At 72.9% G+C, this 14,639-nt stretch carries 15 protein-coding genes; 9 read left to right on the top strand and 6 right to left on the bottom strand.

Features of this window, described 5'->3' with window-relative positions:
* Positions 1–148: 148 nt before the first annotated feature.
* The 3 genes from mshA to ACN268_RS18755 all read left to right on the top strand — a co-directional run bounded on the left by mshA (position 149) and on the right by ACN268_RS18755 (position 2,900).
* Positions 149–1,513 carry a D-inositol-3-phosphate glycosyltransferase gene (mshA, locus tag ACN268_RS18765; RefSeq protein WP_421484329.1) on the top strand — a complete coding sequence of 455 codons (1,365 nt, stop codon included), beginning with the start codon at positions 149–151 and terminating at the stop codon, positions 1,511–1,513.
* Between the two features lie 60 nt (positions 1,514–1,573).
* Positions 1,574–2,089 (top strand): YbjN domain-containing protein, encoded by a 516-nt coding sequence (locus ACN268_RS18760; RefSeq protein WP_088646095.1) that lies wholly within the window; start codon positions 1,574–1,576, stop codon positions 2,087–2,089.
* 76 nt (positions 2,090–2,165) lie between these two features.
* Entirely contained in the window at positions 2,166–2,900 is a 735-nt protein-coding gene (locus tag ACN268_RS18755; RefSeq protein ID WP_421484328.1) for a hypothetical protein, read from the top strand.
* Between the two features lie 489 nt (positions 2,901–3,389).
* On the opposite strand, the gene ACN268_RS18750 is transcribed toward ACN268_RS18755, so the two are convergent.
* A complete protein-coding gene (locus ACN268_RS18750) occupies positions 3,390–4,730 on the bottom strand; it encodes an MDR family MFS transporter (protein WP_421484327.1) in 1,341 nt (446 codons plus the stop codon).
* 151 nt (positions 4,731–4,881) lie between these two features.
* Between ACN268_RS18750 and ACN268_RS18745 the strand changes: the two genes are divergently transcribed.
* Complete coding sequence (locus ACN268_RS18745; RefSeq protein WP_421484326.1) at positions 4,882–5,649, top strand: phosphoglyceromutase; 768 nt, start codon at positions 4,882–4,884, stop codon at positions 5,647–5,649.
* A 72-nt stretch (positions 5,650–5,721) separates the two neighbouring features.
* Here the strand turns inward: ACN268_RS18745 and phoU are convergent, their stop codons facing one another.
* Positions 5,722–6,375 (bottom strand): phosphate signaling complex protein PhoU, encoded by a 654-nt coding sequence (gene phoU / locus ACN268_RS18740; protein ID WP_421484325.1) that lies wholly within the window; start codon positions 6,373–6,375, stop codon positions 5,722–5,724.
* A gap of 212 nt (positions 6,376–6,587) precedes the next feature.
* Between phoU and ACN268_RS18735 the strand changes: the two genes are divergently transcribed.
* Both ACN268_RS18735 and ACN268_RS18730 read left to right on the top strand, forming a co-directional pair.
* Positions 6,588–7,898 carry a sensor histidine kinase gene (locus ACN268_RS18735; protein ID WP_421484324.1) on the top strand — a complete coding sequence of 437 codons (1,311 nt, stop codon included), beginning with the start codon at positions 6,588–6,590 and terminating at the stop codon, positions 7,896–7,898.
* Positions 7,895–8,578: a response regulator transcription factor gene (locus ACN268_RS18730; protein WP_067314784.1), complete on the top strand. Its 684-nt coding sequence runs from the start codon at positions 7,895–7,897 to the stop codon at positions 8,576–8,578. The genes ACN268_RS18735 and ACN268_RS18730 overlap by 4 nt, the downstream gene beginning before the upstream one ends.
* Before the next feature lie 13 nt (positions 8,579–8,591).
* Here ACN268_RS18730 and ACN268_RS18725 read toward each other — a convergent pair whose 3' ends face one another.
* Positions 8,592–9,404, bottom strand: coding sequence for a hypothetical protein (locus ACN268_RS18725; RefSeq protein ID WP_421484323.1), 813 nt, complete (start codon positions 9,402–9,404; stop codon positions 8,592–8,594).
* A 73-nt stretch (positions 9,405–9,477) separates the two neighbouring features.
* Between ACN268_RS18725 and ACN268_RS18720 the strand changes: the two genes are divergently transcribed.
* Positions 9,478–10,422, top strand: a complete 945-nt coding sequence (locus ACN268_RS18720; RefSeq protein WP_421484322.1) for a Ppx/GppA phosphatase family protein — start codon at positions 9,478–9,480, stop codon at positions 10,420–10,422.
* A 76-nt stretch (positions 10,423–10,498) separates the two neighbouring features.
* Positions 10,499–11,305 (top strand): sugar phosphate isomerase/epimerase family protein, encoded by an 807-nt coding sequence (locus ACN268_RS18715; RefSeq protein ID WP_357763754.1) that lies wholly within the window; start codon positions 10,499–10,501, stop codon positions 11,303–11,305.
* A gap of 195 nt (positions 11,306–11,500) precedes the next feature.
* On the opposite strand, the gene ACN268_RS18710 is transcribed toward ACN268_RS18715, so the two are convergent.
* From ACN268_RS18710 to ACN268_RS18700, 3 genes are read right to left on the bottom strand one after another with little or no spacing between them, the layout of a single operon-like run.
* Positions 11,501–12,049 carry a CGNR zinc finger domain-containing protein gene (locus tag ACN268_RS18710; protein WP_088646103.1) on the bottom strand — a complete coding sequence of 183 codons (549 nt, stop codon included), beginning with the start codon at positions 12,047–12,049 and terminating at the stop codon, positions 11,501–11,503.
* A 19-nt stretch (positions 12,050–12,068) separates the two neighbouring features.
* Positions 12,069–13,235, bottom strand: a complete 1,167-nt coding sequence (locus ACN268_RS18705) for a glutathionylspermidine synthase family protein (protein ID WP_421484321.1) — start codon at positions 13,233–13,235, stop codon at positions 12,069–12,071.
* A gap of 2 nt (positions 13,236–13,237) precedes the next feature.
* Positions 13,238–13,519, bottom strand: coding sequence for a hypothetical protein (locus tag ACN268_RS18700; RefSeq protein WP_232377627.1), 282 nt, complete (start codon positions 13,517–13,519; stop codon positions 13,238–13,240).
* A gap of 114 nt (positions 13,520–13,633) precedes the next feature.
* Here ACN268_RS18700 and ACN268_RS18695 point away from each other — a divergent pair, with 114 nt between their 5' ends.
* Positions 13,634–14,554 carry a proline dehydrogenase family protein gene (locus tag ACN268_RS18695; RefSeq protein WP_204924770.1) on the top strand — a complete coding sequence of 307 codons (921 nt, stop codon included), beginning with the start codon at positions 13,634–13,636 and terminating at the stop codon, positions 14,552–14,554.
* Positions 14,555–14,639 lie beyond the last annotated feature (85 nt).

The following is a 14,639-nucleotide window of genomic DNA, read 5'->3' as shown; positions in this document are numbered from 1 at the left end:
CTCCGGGCCCCGTGATGAGGTCCGTCACGCCCGCGACCCGGGGCGAGGCATTTCCGAAGCCCGATGGGGAAGATTGCATCCGGCGCGAAGGTTGTCCGAGGAGCGCCGGTCGTGCGGGACGGCATCAACCGTGACAGAAGGAGCGGACGTGGCGGATCAGCACACCGGTGTCGGTCGTCAGCGAGGTTCCCTGCCGTGGCCCCGGCCCCGCCGGATCGCCACCCTGTCGGTGCACACCTCACCGTTGCACCAACCGGGCACCGGCGACGCGGGCGGCATGAACGTCTACATCCTGGAGGTCGCCCGGCGGCTCGCCGAGGCGAACGTCGAGGTGGAGATCTTCACCCGGGCCACCTCCGGTGACCTGCCCCCGGTGGTGGAGATGGCCCCCGGGGTGCACGTCCGGCACGTCACCTCCGGCCCGCTGGAGGGGCTGACCAAGGAGGAGCTGCCCGGTCAGCTCTGTGCCTTCACCGCCGGGGTGCTGCGCGCCGAGGCGGCCCGCCCGCCTGGCCACTACGACCTGATCCACTCGCACTACTGGCTCTCCGGCCAGGTCGGCTGGCTGGCCAAGGAGCGCTGGGGGGTGCCGCTGGTGCACACCGCGCACACCCTGGCGAAGGTGAAGAACGCCCAGCTCGCCGCCGGTGACCGGCCGGAGCCGAAGGCCCGGGTGATCGGCGAGGAACAGGTGGTCGCCGAGGCCGACCGGCTGGTCGCGAACACCCGGGCGGAGGCCACCGACCTGATCGACAGGTACGCCGCCGACCCGGCCCGGGTGGTGGTCGTCGAACCGGGGGTGGACCTGGCACGGTTCCGGCCCGCCGCCGGGGACCGGGAGGTCGCCACCCGCGCCGCCCGTCGCCGGCTGGGCCTGCCCACCGACGGGTACGTCGTCGCGTTCGTCGGCCGGATCCAGCCGTTGAAGGCACCCGACGTGCTGGTCCGCGCGGTCGCCGCGTTGCGGGAACGCGACCCGGCCCTCGCCGACCAGGTGACCGTGGTGATCTGCGGCGGCCCGAGCGGCAGCGGCCTGGACCGGCCCACCTCCCTGATCGAGCTGGCCGGTTCGTTGGGGGTCGCCGACCGGGTGCGTTTCCTGCCACCGCGCACCGGGGACGACCTGCCCGCCCTCTACCGGGCGGCCGACCTGGTGGCGGTGCCCTCGCACAACGAGTCCTTCGGGCTGGTGGCCCTGGAGGCGCAGGCCTGCGGCACGCCGGTGGTCGCCGCCGCCGTGGGTGGCCTGGTCACCGCCGTCCGGGACCAGGTCAGCGGCGTGCTCGTGCACGGCCACGACCCGACCGACTGGGCCCGTACGCTGGCCCGGCTGCTGCCCGACCGGGCCGGCCGGGAGGCGCTGGGTCGGGGGGCGGCCCGGCACGCCCGCAGCTTCTCCTGGGAGCGCACCGTCTCCGGGCTGCTCGCCGTCTACGGCGAGGCGGTCACCGGGCACCGGGAGCGGCTGGCGGCCCGGCTGGCCGACGGTCCGGCGCTCACCGGCTCCTGGTGACCGGGTGCCCCGCCCCTCGTCGCCGGGTGGGGCGGCCACGGCGGCCGTAGAGTGGGGCCGATGAGCGCGAAGAGCGAGCTGGCGGCCCTGATCGAGGCGGTCTGCACCGAACGGGAACTGGACTGGGAAGCCACCGGCGAGGGCTCGTACGCGGTCACCCTGCCCGGCACCCACAAGCTCAAGACGATCTGCAACCTGATCGTCGGCGAGCACGCGTTGCGGGTCGAGGCGTTCGTGATGCGTCAGCCCGACGAGCGGCGCGAGGAGCTGTGGGCGTGGCTGCTGCAACGCAACGCCCGGATGTACGGGGTGGCGTTCTCGATCGACGCGGTCGGCGACGTCTACCTCACCGGGCGGGTCAACCCGTCCGCCGTCGACGCCGACGAGCTGGACCGGCTGCTCGGTGCGGTGCTCAGCTACGCCGACGAGTCCTTCGACACGATGCTGGAGATCGGGTTCGGCAGTTCCATCCGCCGGGAGTGGGAGTGGCGGGTCAAGCGCGGCGAGTCGACCGCGAACCTGGCCGCCTTCGCCCACCTGTTCACCCCGTCCGCCGGAGGTTCGGACCGGTCCTGACGGGTATGCCGCAGCGCTGCGGCGCGGCAGTGTGGGACCCGCCGCAGGCCGAGGACGGACTGTCGAGGAGCGTGTCATGGCTCAGCGGAACAGCTCAGGTCGCGGCGCGACGGCGACCGGGACCACGCGTCAGGCCGGCAACCGGACCCCGAACACGCCGGGCATCTCCGAGTCGGAGATCTCCCGGATGAGGGTCGACGAGATCCGGGGTCAGTTGCGTCGGCGGGGGGTCTCCGGGATCTCCGCGTTGCGTAAGCCGGAACTGGTGAAGGCGCTCGCGCGGGCGTTGCGCGCGGAGGGCCGGGCCGGCGGTGCCGCCCGCCGCAGCACCGGCCCGTCCGGCCGGGCGCCCGCCCGCCGGAGCACGGCCGGGGCCGCGAAGGCCAACCCGTCGCGTACGCGGGCGAAGGCGACGCCGGCGAAGGCCGCCCGTGCCACGGGCGTGCGCACCGGCCGGTCCACCTCCCGTTCGGTACGGTCCGCGCAGCTCATCACCTCTCCGGCGGACCGTCCGGAACGTCCCGGGCGCAGCCTGGTGACCACCAACCACCAGGTGATCCGGAACTGGGCCGCAGCCCGGGGCGCCAAGCCGGCGACCATCGCCGGCACCGAGCGCGACGGCCGGCCGGGGGTGCTCACCTTCGACCTGCCGGGCTACCGGGAGAGCCGCCGGTTGCGGGTGGTGACCTGGGACGACTGGTTCCGGACGTTCGACTCGCGCAAGCTGAACCTGATCTTCCAGGAGCAGTTGCGGGACGGCCGGCCGAGCAACTTCTTCCGGACCGAGTCACCCGATCGGGAAGACGGCTGAGACGTTTGGCGGAATGGCTGCCGGGTAGCCGCGTGTTGGCAGTCACGGAGCCCGGAACAGGAGCACCGGAGCGGGGACGGTCGGTGTTGTGACCGGCGAGACAGTGCTCGAAGGTTGAATCCGGAATCCGGGCGAACTAACTTTATTGCACCGCGTCACGCTCGGAAACGTTCGGGGGAGCGGCGGATCGATCAGATCCGTGCACCGAGCGGGACGCAATCGGGTGGGTCACACCGTTGGGGGACGGTGCCACCCGGGAACCGGCGGCGCGAGCGGGCGACGCTTACGGGGGTGAGGGTCGCCCGCCGCCGCCGGGCAGGCGGTACGAGCGCCCACCGCGACCATCGGTCGCCGGTGGGCGCTCTGCCGTTTACCGGCCTCTTGTGCCGTTTCGGCCCTGTGCGGCCGATCCGGAGAGTTCGACCCGAGCGTCGGGGTGTCGCAGCACCTGGTGGAAGCAATCCCGGGTGGTTCGGGCGGTGGGCGTACTCAGGCGGGGGTGCGGGCCGTGACCGGCTCGGCGGGTGCGGTCCGCACCTTAGCCTCGGCCGACTGCGGGGGCGGCCCGACGACGGTGACCGGCACGACGGGAACCTCGGGGCGGCGCAGGCTGGTCGCCCGGCGTTCCCGGGCCGGCCCGGAGAGCAGGTGGGCCAGCGCGGTCGCCACGCCGATCGCGGCGCAGCCCAGCCAGAGCGTGGCGTTGCCGGCGTGTTCACGCACCAGCCCGCCGAGCAGCGGGGCGACCGCCCCGGCCACCTGCCAGGACAGCGAGAAGACGCCCTGGTAGCGACCGCGCAGCTCGGCGGGGGAGAGTTCGGCGATCAGGGTGGCGTTGGACGGGGAGTTGAGCATCTCGCCGAGCGTCCAGATCAGCACGGTGAGCCCGAAGAACCAGGCGGCGTCGGCGAACGCGGTCAGCCCGAAGCCGACCCCCATCACCACCGAGGCGAGGGCGAGCACGTGCGACCGGCTCCGCCCCCGGATCAGCCGGGGGACGAAGAGTTGCCCCACCACGATCAGCACCCCGTTGAGCGCGATCACCGAGCCGTAGGTGGCGGGGGACAGGCCGGCGTCGCCCATCGCGATCGGCAGCATCGAGATGTGCTGGAGGAAGACCAGCGCGCCGAACAGGTTGAGCACGACGAAGCCCAGGAACACCCGGTCGGCGGCGATGGTGCGCAGCGCACCCACCCGGGGCGGGCCGCTCGTCGCGCCCTTGACGGCGCCGGTCGCCGGGGCGCGGCGGGTCTCGCCGACCTTGACGAAGATGATCAGCGCGGTGACCAGGGTGGTGGCCGCGTCGACCACGAACAGCAGCAGGTAGCCGGCCTCGGCGGCGAGGCCGGCGAGCACGGCGGCGCAGGCGAAGCCCAGGTTGATCGCCCAGTAGTTGAGCGAGAACGCGCGGAGCCGGTCCCGCTCCGGCACCACGTCGATCATCATGGCCCCGAAGGCCGGCCGGGCGGCCTCGGCGAACGTGCCGAGCAGCAGCGCGCCCACCGCGACCGCCCAGAGCGGCCGGGCGAAGCCGAGCGTGAGCATCATGGTGGCCGCGCCCAGGTGGGCGGTGAGCAGGGTGGGCCGCCGCCCCCACCGGTCGACCAGGGTGCCGCCCACGGTGGTGCCGACCGCGCCGCCGACCCCCCACAGGCCCATCACCAGGCCGGCCTGGGCGGCCGAGAAGTGGCGGGCCTGGGTCAGGTAGATGGCGAGGAAGACCAGCACGAACGAGCCGAGCCGGTTGATCAGGGTGCCCGTCCAGAGGTACCAGAAGGTCCTCGGTAGCCCACCTGTGGTCTCCCGGAACCAACCCCGCACCGTCCGCACGCCCGCGCCCCCGCTCAGGTAATGACCACTGTCCTTGAAGCGCCTTACAACCTAGTTCCGGGGGCGGACACCGGTCATCCGTTTTTCCACGTGGTGGTCGTCACCACCACCGCCCGCGTGTCCCCGGACGCGGTGCGGCAGGATGATCGGCATGACTGCGAGCGAGGGGTCCACCGTCGGGACGCTGGTCCTGCTGCGGCACGGCGAGAGCGACTGGAACGCGAAGAACCTCTTCACCGGCTGGGTCGACGTCGACCTGACCGCCAAGGGTGAGGCGGAGGCGCGCCGCGGCGGCGAGCTGCTGCGCGAGCACGACCTGCTGCCGGACGTGGTGCACACCAGCGTGATGCGCCGGGCGATCCGCACCGCCGAGCTGGCGCTGAACGCCGCCGACCGGCACTGGATCGCGGTGCGCCGGTCGTGGCGGCTCAACGAGCGGCACTACGGCGCCCTGCAGGGCAAGAACAAGAAGCAGACCCTGGAGGAGTACGGCGAGGAGCAGTTCATGCTCTGGCGTCGCTCGTACGACACGCCGCCGCCGCCGATCGCCGACGACGACGATTTCTCCCAGGTCGGCGACCCGCGGTACGCGCTGCTGCCGACCGAGCTGATGCCGCGCACCGAGTGCCTCAAGGACGTCGTGGCGCGGATGCTCCCGTACTGGTACGACTCGATCGTGCCGGACATCCTCGCCGGCCGCACCGTGCTGGTGGCGGCGCACGGCAACTCGCTGCGTGCCCTGGTCAAGCACCTCGACCAGATCTCCGACGAGGCGATCGCCAAGCTGAACATCCCCACCGGCATCCCGCTGCGCTACGACCTCGACCCGCAGCTGCGCCCGCTCGCCCTGGGCGGCACCTACCTCGACCCGGCCGCCGCCAAGGAGGCGGCTGCCGCCGTCGCCAACCAGGGCCGCTGAGTTGACGCAGGGCTCCCGACCCGGCGACCTCCGCCGGGTCGGGAGCCCTGTCCCGTCGTCGGGCGGTGCGGGTCAGCCGGCGGCGGGGGTGGTCTCCCCGGTGATCAGGTAGACCACCCGCTCGCCGGCGTTGACCGCGTGGTCGGCGAACCGCTCGTAGAACCGGCCGAGCAGGGTGGCGTCGATGGCGGTCTCCACCCCGTACGGCCACCCGTCGCCGAGCAGGATGCCGAACAGGCTCTTGTGCAGGTCGTCCATGACGTCGTCGTCGCGGTCCAGTTCGGCGGCGATGTCGGCGTCGGGGGTGGCCAGCACCTTGCCGATCTTCTCGGCCATCCGGTCGGCGACCGAGGCCATGTCGGTGAAGACGGGCCGCAGCTCGGCCGGCACCGCCGGGGAGGGGTGCCGGCGCAGCGCGGTCTTGGCCACGTGGTCGGCCAGGTCGCCCATCCGCTCCAGGTCGGCCGCGACGTGCAGGGCGGTGATCATCGCGCGCAGGTCGGAGGCGACCGGCGCCTGGCGGGCGAGCAGGTCGCAGACCCGCTCCTCGACGTGCTGGTAGAGGTCGTCGATCTCGGCGTCCCGCGCGATCACGGCCTCGGACGCCTCGCGGTCGGCGGTCAGCAGGCCGCGGGTGGCCTGGCGCATCGCGGCGCGTACGCCGTCGGCCATGTCCACCAGCAGTTGGCTGACGATCTGCAGGTCGGCCCGGAACTCGTCGCGCATCGTCACTTCCTGGGGTCGGTGCCGCCGGTGGTCGCGGGGACCGCTGGCGTACGGGTTGAGCAGGTGCGCGACCCACCGTAGGCGGGGGTGACGGGAGCCCAGATGAACCCGGATGAACGACGCGGGGCCCGGGAGTGAATTTCTGCCAAAGCGAGTGTGCTTCGTCCTGTTATGGGCGATAACCAGGTTAACAATGACCCTACGATCGCCGGGTGGAATGGGCGGTGGCGATCGTGGTGGCCCTGGTGACCGGACTGGTCGCCGGGCTGCTGCTGGCGCGGCCCGTCCAGACCTGGCGACGCCGCGCGGCGTCGTCCGGGGGCGAGGGCCCCCACGGGAACCTGGGGAGGCGTGCGATTCCCGACGACCAGTCCGGCGGGCTGACCGGGCTCGGCCGCAAGACCATCGACTCGCTGCGCGCCGGTGTCGTGGTGCTCGGCCCGGACGACGTTCCGGTGCTGGTGAACCCGGCCGCACGGGCGATGGGACTGCTCCGTACCGGCGCCACCCCCGGCTCCATCGCGGCCCACCCGCTGATCCGTACCCTCGCCGGGCAGGTCCGGCGGACCGGGGTGCGACGCGAGATCGAGCTGGACCTGCCCCGTGGCCGCGACAACGCCGGGGAGAACCCGCTCGGCGTGCACCTGCGGGCGATGGGCATCGGCGGCGGGTACATCGCCGTCGAAGCCGCCGACGTGACCGAGTCGCACCGGCTGGCCCGGGTCCGGCGGGACTTCGTGGCCAACGTCAGCCACGAGCTGAAGACCCCGATCGGGGCGCTGCAACTGCTCGCCGAGGCGCTCGTCGACGCCACCGAGCCGGCCGACGGCGCACCCGACCTCTCCGAGGACATGCTGGCCGCCCGCCGGTTCGCCGAACGCATCCAGCACGAGTCGACCCGGCTCGGCCGGCTGGTGCAGGAACTGCTGGAGCTGACCCGGCTCCAGGGCGCCGAGCCGCAACCCGCGCCGGAACCCGTCGCGGTCGACTGGGTGATCGCCGAGGTGCTCGACCGGACCCGCACCTCGGCCACCGCCCGCCGGGTCCAGGTGGTCACCGAAGGGCAGCGGGGCCTGACCGCGTACGGCAGCGACAGCCAGCTCGCCACCGCCGTGTCCAACCTGGTGGAGAACGCGATCACCTACTCCGGCGAGGACACCACCGTGCGGGTCGTCACCCGGGCCGACGACGACCACGTCACGGTCTCCGTCACCGACCAGGGCATCGGCATCGCCCCCACCGACGTCGACCGGATCTTCGAGCGGTTCTACCGGGCCGACCAGGCCCGCTCCCGCGCCACCGGTGGCACCGGCCTCGGCCTGGCCATCGTCAAACACATCGCCAGCAACCATGGCGGCCGGGTGGAGGTGGCGAGCACCCTGGGTGGGGGGTCGACGTTCACCCTCCGGCTACCCGCCAGCCCTCCGGACGCCCTGGAGTCGCTACTGCCGTCCGCTGGTATCGAGCCCGGCCCGACCGACCCTGCGCCGGGCCTGACCGTAGGAAAGGAAACACCCCGTTGAGCCGCGTACTGGTGGTCGAGGACGAGGAGTCGTTCTCCGACGCCCTGTCGTACATGCTCCGCAAGGAGGGTTTCGAGGTCTCCGTCGCCGCGACGGGCACCTCCGCCCTCACCGAGTTCGACCGGACCGGCGCGGACATCGTGCTGCTCGACCTGATGCTCCCGGAGATGTCCGGGACCGAGGTCTGCCGGCAGCTGCGGCAGCGCTCGCACGTGCCGATCATCATGGTGACCGCCCGGGACAGTGAGATCGACAAGGTGGTCGGGCTGGAGATCGGCGCCGACGACTACGTCACCAAGCCGTACTCGCCCCGGGAGCTGGTGGCCCGGATCCGGGCGGTGCTGCGCCGGCAGAGCCCCGAGGTGACCGAGTCGGGGGCCCCGACGCTGGCCGCCGGCCCGGTCCGGATGGACATCGAGCGGCACGTGGTCACCGTCGACGGGGCCGCCGTGCAGCTTCCGCTCAAGGAGTTCGAGCTGCTGGAACTGCTGCTGCGCAACGCCGGCCGGGTGCTCACCCGGGGGCAGCTCATCGACCGGGTCTGGGGAGCCGACTACGTCGGGGACACCAAGACCCTCGACGTGCATGTCAAGCGGCTGCGTTCCAAGATCGAACCGGAGCCGTCCGCGCCCCGGTTCATCGTCACCGTGCGCGGGCTGGGCTACAAGTTCGAGCCGTAGGCCGGCGCACCGTTCACCCCTGCGGGCTGGCCGGGTGCGGGGCGATCTGGCCCTGACCCAGCCGGGCCGCGCACAGCTCGGCCAGCCTCGCGTACGCGGGCGCGCCGACCAGCGCGGTCAGCTCCGGGCCGTACGACAGGTACATCGGCTCGGTGCCGACGTGCGCGTCGGTCGACGAGGTGCACCACCAGTCCAGGTCGTGCCCGCCGGAGCCCCAGCCCCGCCTGTCGAACTCGGCGAGCGTCGACACCAGCACCTTCGTGTCGTCGGGGCGGGTGGTCCACTCCTGGTCCCGGCGGATCGGCAGCTGCCAGCAGACGTCCGGCTTGTACTCCAGCGGGTGCACGCCGTCGCGCAGCGCCTGGCCGTGCAGCGCGCACCCGCCGCCGCCGGGGAAGTCGGCGTCGTTGAGGAACACGCACGGCGCGTCCTCGCCCCGGGTGGCGGTCCGTCGGGCCGGGTTCTCGCCGTCGATCGTGTCGGTCGCGGTCCAGTTCTTCGTACCCTTGCGGAAGTGCTGCCAGGTCTGCGGGGTGAGCCGCTTGACGGCCGCCCGGACCCGCTTCTCGTCGTCGGTGTCGGTGAAGAACGCGCCGTGCGAGCAGCAGCCGTCGGCGGCCCGGCCGGCGACGATGCCGTGGCAGCCCCGGCCGAACACGCACGTCCAGCGGGACAGCAGCCAGGTGAGGTCGGCGCGCACCAGGTGCCGCTCGTCGGCCGGGTCGACGAACTCGATCCACTCCCGGGGGAAGTCCAGCCCGACCTCCCGGCTGCGGGGGTCGTCGGGGGCGTCCACCAGCACGTGCAGCTCCACCTGGCTCGTCACCCGGCCCAGCGTACGCGTGAGTGAACCCGCCGGCCGGCGTGCCGTCGAAACGTGGTGGCCCTAGGGTCTTCCCATGCGGCTGGGTGTGCTCGACGTCGGTTCCAACACGGTCCATCTGCTGGTGGTCGACGCCCACCACGGCGCTCACCCGTGGGCCGCGCACTCCGAGAAGGTGGTGCTGCGGCTGGCCGAGCAGATCGGCCCCGACGGCGCACTCACCCGGGCCGGTGCCGACGGGCTGGTCGAGGCGGTCGGGGCGGCCCGCGCGTCGGCCACCGCGCTGGCCGCCGACGACCTGCTGGCCTTCGCGACCAGCGCGGTGCGCGACGCCACCAACGCGGCCGAGGTGCTGACCCGGGTCCGCGAGGAGACCGGCGTACGGCTGGAGGTGCTCTCCGGGGCGGACGAGGCGCGGGCGACGTTCCTCGCGGTCCGGCGCTGGTTCGGCTGGTCGGCGGGACGGCTGCTGGCGATGGACATCGGCGGTGGCTCGCTGGAGCTGGCCGCCGGCATCGACGAGGACCCGGAGGTGGCGGTGTCGCTGCCGCTGGGCGCCGGCCGGCTGAGCCGGGAACGGCTGCACGTCGACCCGTCCGGGGCGACCCCACCGACCGCCGAGGCCGTCGAGGAGTTACGGGAGTACGTCGACGCGCAGCTCGACCCGGTGGTGGAGAAGCTGGCCGGGGTGGGCTGGGAACGTCCGGTCGCCACCTCGAAGACCTTCCGGACGCTGGCCCGGCTGGCCGGTGCGGCCCCCTCCTCGGCGGGCCTGTGGGCGCGGCGCAGCCTCACCCGCACGGGGCTGCGGCAGGTGCTGGGGTTCGTCAGGCACATCCCGCCGGCCCAGCTGCCCGAGCTGGAGGGGGTGAGTGCCGGCCGGGCCCACCAGCTGCTGGCCGGCGCGGTGGTGGCCGAGGCGGTGCTGCGCCGGCTCGACGTGCCGGCGGTGGACATCTGCCCGTGGGCGCTGCGTGAGGGCGTCATCCTCAGACGGTTGGATCAGCTCGAACCGATGTGACGTACGCCGGTCGTTGCGCGGCTTTTGCGGTTGCTCGTCCGGAACTGTGGTGGCGGGCCGGGCTACCCTCGGGGATGTGACTTCCCGCGTCCCGGTGCTCCTGTCCAGTTCCTCGGTCTTTCCTGAGCGGACCGCGGCGGCGTTCCAGCTCGCCGCGGCACTCGGCTACGACGGGGTCGAGGTGATGGTCTGGACCGACGCGGTCAGCCAGGACGCCGGGGCGTTGCGCGGCCTCGCCGAGCACTACGGCGTCCCGGTGCTGTCGGTGCACGCCCCCTGCCTGCTGGTCACCCAGCGGGTGTGGAGCCCCGACCCGTGGGAGCGGCTGCGGCGGGCCGCCGAGCTGGCCGACACGCTGGAGGCACCCACCGTGGTGGTGCACCCGCCGTTCACCTGGCAGCGCGACTACGCCCGCAACTTCGCCGACGGGCTGCGCACCGTCGCCGACCGGTTCACCGGGCTGCACTTCGCGGTGGAGAACATGTACCCGGTGCGGATGGCCGGCCGGCAGTTCGTACCGTACGTGCCCGGCTGGGACCCGACCGAGGTCGGCTACCCCGCGTACACCCTCGACCTGTCGCACTGCGCCGCGTCGCACAGCGACCCGCTGGCGATGGCCGACCGGATGGGCACCGGCCTGGCCCACGTGCACCTCGGCGACGGCACCGGGGAGGGCCGCGACGAGCACCTGGTGCCCGGCCGGGGCACCCAGCCCTGCGCCGAGCTGCTGCGGTCCCTGGCCGGACGCGGTTTCACCGGCTCGGTCGCGGTGGAGGTGACCACCCGGGGTGCCAGGAGCCGCGCCGTCCGCGAGGCCGACCTCCGCGAATCCCTGGCCTTCGCCCGCGCCCACCTCACCGCCCCCACCCCCCTCAACGCCTGACCCCTGACCCCCGCCCCCGCTCCGCTCCGCCCTCTCCCGCTCCACTCCGCCCCTCCCCGCCCGCTCTGCCTCCGGTGATCAAGAGGTTTGCGTCATGTGCGGGCGTGAATCTGACGCGAACCTCTTGATCACCGAGGCGGTACGGCACGGCGGCGGGGCAGGGAGATGGCGGGGTGGGGGAGCGCGGGGGAGGGGTCAGGGGACCGGGGTGAGGGTGGGCTGTTCGGCGGCGCGCTTGCGGGCGCGGTGGGCGGCCACGTGGGAGCGGGTGGCGCAGCGCTCCGAGCAGAACCGGCGGCAGCAGTTCGACGAGGTGTCCAGGTAGACGTTGCCGCAACGTTCGTCGGCGCAGACCCCGAACCGGGCGCTGCCGTACTCGCAGAGCCACACCGACAGGCCCCACGCCGCGCCGGCCAGGTATTCGGCGCTGACCGACGCGCCCCGGCTGGTCACGTGCATGTGCCAGTCGCTGGAATCGTGGCCCGAGATGCGCGGCTGCACCGGGAACGCCTCCAGCAGCGCGTTCAGTTCGGCCACCGCCTGGGCGTCCCGCCCCGAGGTGCCGTACTCGAAGACGTCGCGCAACCGCTTCTGCGCCCGTCGGAAGACCGCCAGGTCCCGGTCGGCCACCTCGTCGCGCATCCACGCGTTCTCGTCCGGAATGAGGGCCCGCAGGTCGTCGAGGTCGTCCAGGTGGGCGTTGACGAGGTCAACCCCGGTCCTGGCGTACGCGTCGAAGTTCACCCGACCAACGGTAGACGACTCACGCGGCACGCGGCGCGTCGATGTAGTGCGGCAGGAAGCGCGCGTAACCGTCGGTGATCAGACTCTCGCTCTCCCGGATGCCGACGCCTGCCGACTCGCCGTCGACGATCCAGCTACCCAGCACCATTCGGCCCCCGTCGAACTGCGGCAACGGCCGGAACTCCTGATAGCAGAAGCCCTCGTCGCCATAGATCCCGGGATTGCTGATCTCCGTGTCGCCGGTCACGATGCGTACCGAGCCACCCTCCCGGCCGAGCAGCGGCTTCGCCACGTACTCAGGCATCCCGCGCGGCGAGTCCAGGTACGCCGGCAGCAGCAGCTCGTGCCCCGGGTACAGCTCCCAGAGCACGGCCAGCAGCGCCTTGTTCGACAGCAGCAGCTTCCAGGCCGGTTCGATCCAGGTGGTCGGGGTGCCCGGCTCCAGCGCCGGTCGGCCGTACGGCTCGGCCAGCATCCACTCCCACGGGTAGAGCTTGAAGCAGGTGGTGACCGGCCGGTCGGCGGCGTCGACGAAGCGCCGGCCGTCCCAGCCGACGTGCTGGATCGGCAGCAGGGTCACGTCCAGCCCGGCCTGCCGGGCCGTCTCGGCCAGGTAGCCGGCGGTGATCTGGTCCTCGCCGGACTCCTCCTCGTTGGACCAGCACACGTGCACCCGCCGGTCGTGCAGCCCCGCCCCGATCTTGGCCCACGCCCCGACCAGCCGTTCGTGCAGGCTGTTCCACTGGTCGGCGTCGGGCCGGGTGTCCTCCAGCCAGTACCACTGCACGATGCTCGCCTCGACCAGTGCGGTCGGGGTGTCGGCGTTGTACTCCAGCAGCTTCGGCGGCCACGAGCCGTCGTAGGCGAGGTCGAACCGGCCGTACAGGGTGGGTGGGCGCTCGTGCAGCGACCGGGCGACCGCCTGCGCCGCCCACGCGGGGATGCCGAACTCGGCGTACCGGTTGCGGGCCACCACGTGCTCGGCGGCGGCCACCGACATCCGGTGCAGCTCCTCGGTCGCCTCCTCCAGCCGCAGCACCTCGTCGAGGTCGAAGGCGTACGCGGCGGACTCGTCCCAGTACGACATGATCTCGCCGTCGGGCAGCTCGGTGTCGACGTACACCAGGCCCTGGGTACGGATCACCGCGTCGGAGTCCGGTCGGGGGGTGACCCGCTCCCGGCGCACCGTCAGCCGCCGCAGGAGGCGAGATGGGTGCCGAAACCGCCGCGCTCCGGCAGCGCGCCGGCCACCGGGTCGGGCGCGGCGGCCCGGGGGTCGATGCCGACGGTCGGCACCTGCATGGCGAGCGCCACGGTGTCCCCGCCACCGACCGGCCCGAGGGCGCAGTCGTCATCGTCGTCGTCGGAGGTGAGGTTGCAGCCGGAGAGGGCGAGTGCCAGCGCGGTGAGCGCGCCGAGCTGCACGGAGGCCGACCGCAGCCGGCGGCGGGGGTGTCGTTCCACGTTCATGGTTGTAACTGATCCACGCCAGCCGCGCGTCCCCTGACCGGCCCGCTGCCGTGGCCGGAACCGGTCCGCCCCGCCGCCGGGCGCGGCCGTACGGTCGGGCGTTACGCTCGGCTCATGCTCCGTTCCGTCATCCTCGCCGCCTCCCGGTCATCCCAGGTCGAGCGGCTCGTCGCGACGGCCCCGTTCACCCGGGACGTCGTCCGCCGGTTCGTCGCCGGCACCGGCACCGACGACGCGTTGCGCGCCACCCGCGAACTCGTCGCCGACGGCCTGACGGTCACCCTCGACAACCTCGGCGAGGACACCGTCACCCCCGACCAGGCCACCGCCACCCGGGACGAGTACCTCGCCCTGCTGCGCGCGCTCGACGCCGCCGGGCTCACCCCGGCCGCCGAGGTGAGCGTGAAGCTCTCCGCCCTCGGTCAGCGCTTCGACGAGCAGTTGGCCTACGACAACGCGCGGGCGATCTGCGTGGCGGCCGACGAGGCGGGCACCACGGTGACCCTGGACATGGAGGACCACACCACCACCGACTCGACCCTGGACACGCTGGTCAAGCTGCGCAAGGACCACCCGTCGACCGGGGCGGTGCTGCAGGCTTACCTGCGGCGCACCGAGTCGGACTGCCGGGAGTTGGCGGGTGCCGGGTCGCGGGTCCGGTTGTGCAAGGGCGCGTACGCCGAGCCGGAGTCGGTGGCGTACCAGTCGGCCCGCGAGGTGGACAAGTCGTACGTGCGCTGCCTCAACGTGCTGATGTCCGGGGCGGGCTACCCGATGCTGGCCACCCATGACCCGCGCCTGATCGCCATCGGCGAGGACCGGGCCCGCTGGTTCGACCGGGGGCCCGGCGAGTTCGAGTTCCAGATGCTGTACGGCATCCGCCCCGAGGAGCAGGCCCGGCTGGCCGGCGAGGGCTACACGGTGCGCACCTACCTGCCGTACGGGGAGGACTGGTACGGCTACCTGATGCGCCGCCTCGCCGAGCGCCCCGCGAACCTGGTCTTCTTCGGCCGGGCCCTGGCCTCGAAGAAGTAGGCCACCGGGGAACAGCAGGTCACGACCGGGTGAACGACGCCTGGAGCGTGATCAGTTGTGGGAAGGGATCGCGCAGGTCACAGCC

The sequence above is a fragment of the Micromonospora sp. WMMD735 genome, assembly GCF_049178995.1.
GTDB classification, from domain to species: Bacteria; Actinomycetota; Actinomycetes; order Mycobacteriales; family Micromonosporaceae; genus Micromonospora; species Micromonospora wenchangensis.
This window is presented reverse-complemented; position numbering and strand designations above follow the sequence as displayed.